This is a genomic window from Deltaproteobacteria bacterium, from assembly GCA_009930495.1.
In the GTDB taxonomy this organism is placed as follows: Bacteria; Desulfobacterota; Desulfovibrionia; order Desulfovibrionales; family Desulfomicrobiaceae; genus Desulfomicrobium.
In genome coordinates this window covers 1-3,264 of record RZYB01000238.1, presented here as the reverse complement: position 1 = coordinate 3,264, position 3,264 = coordinate 1, and the positions used below count along the sequence as shown (strand labels likewise).

The window sequence follows — 3,264 nt, the reverse complement described above, 5'->3', positions numbered from 1 at the left end:
TTTTTCGGTCAGTTCGACAACAACACCAACCTCTACCTGGCTGTCCGGTACAGCTTCTAAATGACGGAGACACCATGAGAACGCTTGTTTTGTATGACTCTTTAAGCGGCAACACGGACAAAATCGCCCGCGCCATCCACGAAACAGTTCTGGAGCACGATCTGGATTCCGAACTGGTCAAAATCGACAAGGGGCTGGAGCTGGACTTCTTTGACTACGACCTTGTGTTTGCCGGGTCGCCGGTCATCGACTGGCTGCCGACCAAAAAAACAATGGACTTCATCATGTCCCGAATGAAGCACTACAACAGCCAAGGCCTGATCAAACCGGCCTCGCCCATCATCCCCGGCAAATTCGGCGTATGCTTCGGCACCTTTGGCGGGCCGCACATCGGCGAGCGCGAGGCCCAGCCCATGACCGCCTGGCTGCGCTCCTTCATGGAGCATTTAGGCTACATTGTGCTTGATTCGTGGCACGTGATAGGCCAATTTGCCCACAGAGAAGACTTAAACGCACACGGCCGCCTCGGAAATATCCAGTACCGGCCCCATGCCGAAGATGTGCTGGAAATCCGCAACCGCACCACCGGCCTTCTGGCCTCGCTGGAAGCCTGGCGGCGCTAACACTGGACACGGTGCGCGGTGTCATTGCGGGCGTGGCGCGGCAGGCCAGGTTTTTTCTGGATTTGCCACGTCGAAGAGTCTGCCCGTACAGGGCACAATGTTCGCAATGACGCATTTTCCAGTCCGTCATTGTGAGAAGCCAGGCTCTGCGTGGGAGTCTTCGACGAAGCAATCCAGAATCGTACTCTTGAAAGAAGCATCTGGATTGCTTCGCTTCACTCGCAATGACGAAAAAAACAAAGTGCTTCATTGCGAAAAGAGTGTGGACCCGTGCCCTTCAGGGTCAATCCAGCGGAGCAAGCACCCCCGCAGCGGCATTCACAAAACGCCGTGGACCAAACACAACGCGCACCGCGCCCAACAAGGAGAAAAATCATGGAAAAATCAACAGCATGCGCCGCGTTTGCGGCCACCGACTTTCCGGCCCTGCCCGTCCAGGCCGTGGGCATCATCCGCAACGCGGTCGCCGAGCCCATCCTCAAAACCGACGATGACGGCATTTCCCTGGACGCGCGCATGGAGGAAATGCGGCGGCACATCCGCGAGACCAAAACCACGGAATCGACAATCATCATCCACGAAGACCTGCTGGAACTTCTGGACGGCATTGACGACTATTCACACCTGATCGTCCTGTATTGGGGACACAAGGTGCCGGACCACGGCCGCGCCCTGACCCGGGTCCATCCCATGGGCCGCAAGGAACTCCCACGCGTGGGCATTTTCGGCACGCGCAGTCCGGCCCGGCCCAATCCCGTGCTCATGACCACGGTGTGCCTGACCGGCCGCGAGGGAAACATTCTGCGCGTCACCGGGCTTGACGCCATCGACAACAGCCCGGTCATCGACATCAAGCCCTATATGCCCGAGCGCCAGCCCCAGGGCGAGGTGCGCATGCCGCACTGGATGGAGCGCATTCAGGACGAAATTGCCGCTGATGACGCCCATGACGCCTGAACCTTGCGGCCGACGCCGCTCCGGGCCCAGCAGTCACGGACCGGACACGGCCGCGGGCGTGCTGGATGCCTTGGGCGTGGAGCCGGGCGGCGTTTTTGTGGATCTGGGCTGCGGGCCGGGTGAGTATGCCCTGGACATGGCAAGACGGACCGGACCGCGCGGGGCCGTGCTGGCCCTGGACACCTGGGGCCGCGTCCTGACCGAGCTGCGCGCGGACGCCACAGAGGCGGGTTTGTCCGCCCTCCTGCCCCTGCGCGCGGACATCACCGTAGCCCTGCCCGTGGCGACCGGCCGCGCCGACGCCTGCCTGCTGGCCATGGTCCTGCACATGCCCGGCCGCGCGAGCCAATTGGGCCTGATGTTGGACGAAATCCGCCGCGTGCTCCGGCCCGGAGGACGGCTGGGCATTCTGGAGCACCTCGGACACGAACACCTGCCCGCCGGACATCCGGCCCGGCACCTCACCCCGGAATGGCTCACGGCCACGGCCCGCGATCACGGCTTTGACCGCCCGGAACAGACAAACCTGGGGCGGTTCTTTCTGCTCGTGCTGACGGCGACCGCATCATGACCAAACTCCTCGATTCCGCCGCCCACGCCGTGTCCGTGCGGATCAGCGAACCCGCCGGCCTGTGCCTGCCGGAAATCATCCCGCTGCATCCCGGCCTGACCCTGCTGCTGACGTGCGGGGAAACAAAACGCCTCGTCCGCAGTTCTTTTGAAATCGACCGCGCACCCGTCAGTCTGTGCTGCAATCTGACCCACCATCTGCGTCTGACTCTGCGCGCCGCCAAGCGCACGGTGCTGGACCGGCCGCCCGGCCATGGGTTGTTGTCCTGTCTGCCCGAAACGCGGGGCGTGACGGACATCTCGCCCGGCCCCGTGCGCGGGGTGTCCGTGCATTTTTCCCTGCCCACGTTCCGGGAACTTTTCAGCGAAGCCATCCCGACTTTGGTTGACATGCTCCCGGATACATCCGGCCGTGCCGACGGCTCCCGGCCCCTGCTGCGGCAATCCGTCCTGAGCGCGCCCGCCCGGCTGGCCGTGGAGCAGATGCTGTGCTGCCCGTTTTGCGACGCCATGCGACGGGTGTATCTGGAGGCCAAAGCCCTGGAACTGATGACTCTCATCCTGGCCGAATCCCTTGCCCAGGCTCCGGCCGAGGTCAGGCTGACTCGCCGTGAAGAAGAGATGATCCGCGCGGCCCATGCCCTGCTCCTGGCGCGCCTGGACAATCCGCCCGCTCTGGACGATCTGGCTCGCGCCGTCGGGCTGAACCGCAACAAGCTCAATCTCGGTTTCCGGCAACTGTACGGAGCCACGGCCTTCACCCTGTTGCGCGACGCCCGGTTGCACCGGGCCCAGAACCTACTCCGGCAGACCGCAATGAATCTGAGCGAAATTGCCCTGGCTGTGGGCTACAACAGCCAGGCCAACTTCACCACGGCCTACCGCCGCCGCTTCGGCCACACCCCGGCCTCCATGCGCCGCCGGGAGGCGGGCCGCATGGTGGCTGCCGAATGGTGATGGCCCATGGCCGATGTAGGGCGGACAAAACAGATGACCTGTCCTGACTCCACTGCAAAAAGTCGTGAAAGAGCCTGGGCGTCATTCCCGCGCAGGCGGGAATCCATGTCTTTTCAGGTAGTTGAAAATGCGTGGATCCCCTTTTTCAAGGGGATGA

Annotated in this window: 4 protein-coding genes; all 4 read left to right on the top strand. The window is 62.8% G+C overall.

Annotated features, from left to right (window positions below):
- Window positions 1-74: 74 nt before the first annotated feature.
- The 4 genes from EOL86_13160 to EOL86_13145 all read left to right on the top strand — a co-directional run bounded on the left by EOL86_13160 (window position 75) and on the right by EOL86_13145 (window position 3,107).
- The gene (locus EOL86_13160) at window positions 75-623 is read left to right on the top strand and encodes a flavodoxin (GenBank protein ID NCD26523.1); all 549 of its coding nucleotides are present in this window, start codon (window positions 75-77) and stop codon (window positions 621-623) included.
- 375 nt (window positions 624-998) lie between these two features.
- Window positions 999-1,580 carry a tRNA (N6-threonylcarbamoyladenosine(37)-N6)-methyltransferase TrmO gene (gene tsaA / locus EOL86_13155; protein ID NCD26522.1) on the top strand — a complete coding sequence of 194 codons (582 nt, stop codon included), beginning with the start codon at window positions 999-1,001 and terminating at the stop codon, window positions 1,578-1,580.
- Entirely contained in the window at window positions 1,561-2,151 is a 591-nt protein-coding gene (locus EOL86_13150; GenBank protein NCD26521.1) for a methyltransferase domain-containing protein, read from the top strand. The genes tsaA and EOL86_13150 overlap by 20 nt, the downstream gene beginning before the upstream one ends.
- Window positions 2,148-3,107: an AraC family transcriptional regulator gene (locus EOL86_13145; GenBank protein ID NCD26520.1), complete on the top strand. Its 960-nt coding sequence runs from the start codon at window positions 2,148-2,150 to the stop codon at window positions 3,105-3,107. Before EOL86_13150 ends, EOL86_13145 begins: the two co-directional genes overlap by 4 nt.
- Window positions 3,108-3,264 lie beyond the last annotated feature (157 nt).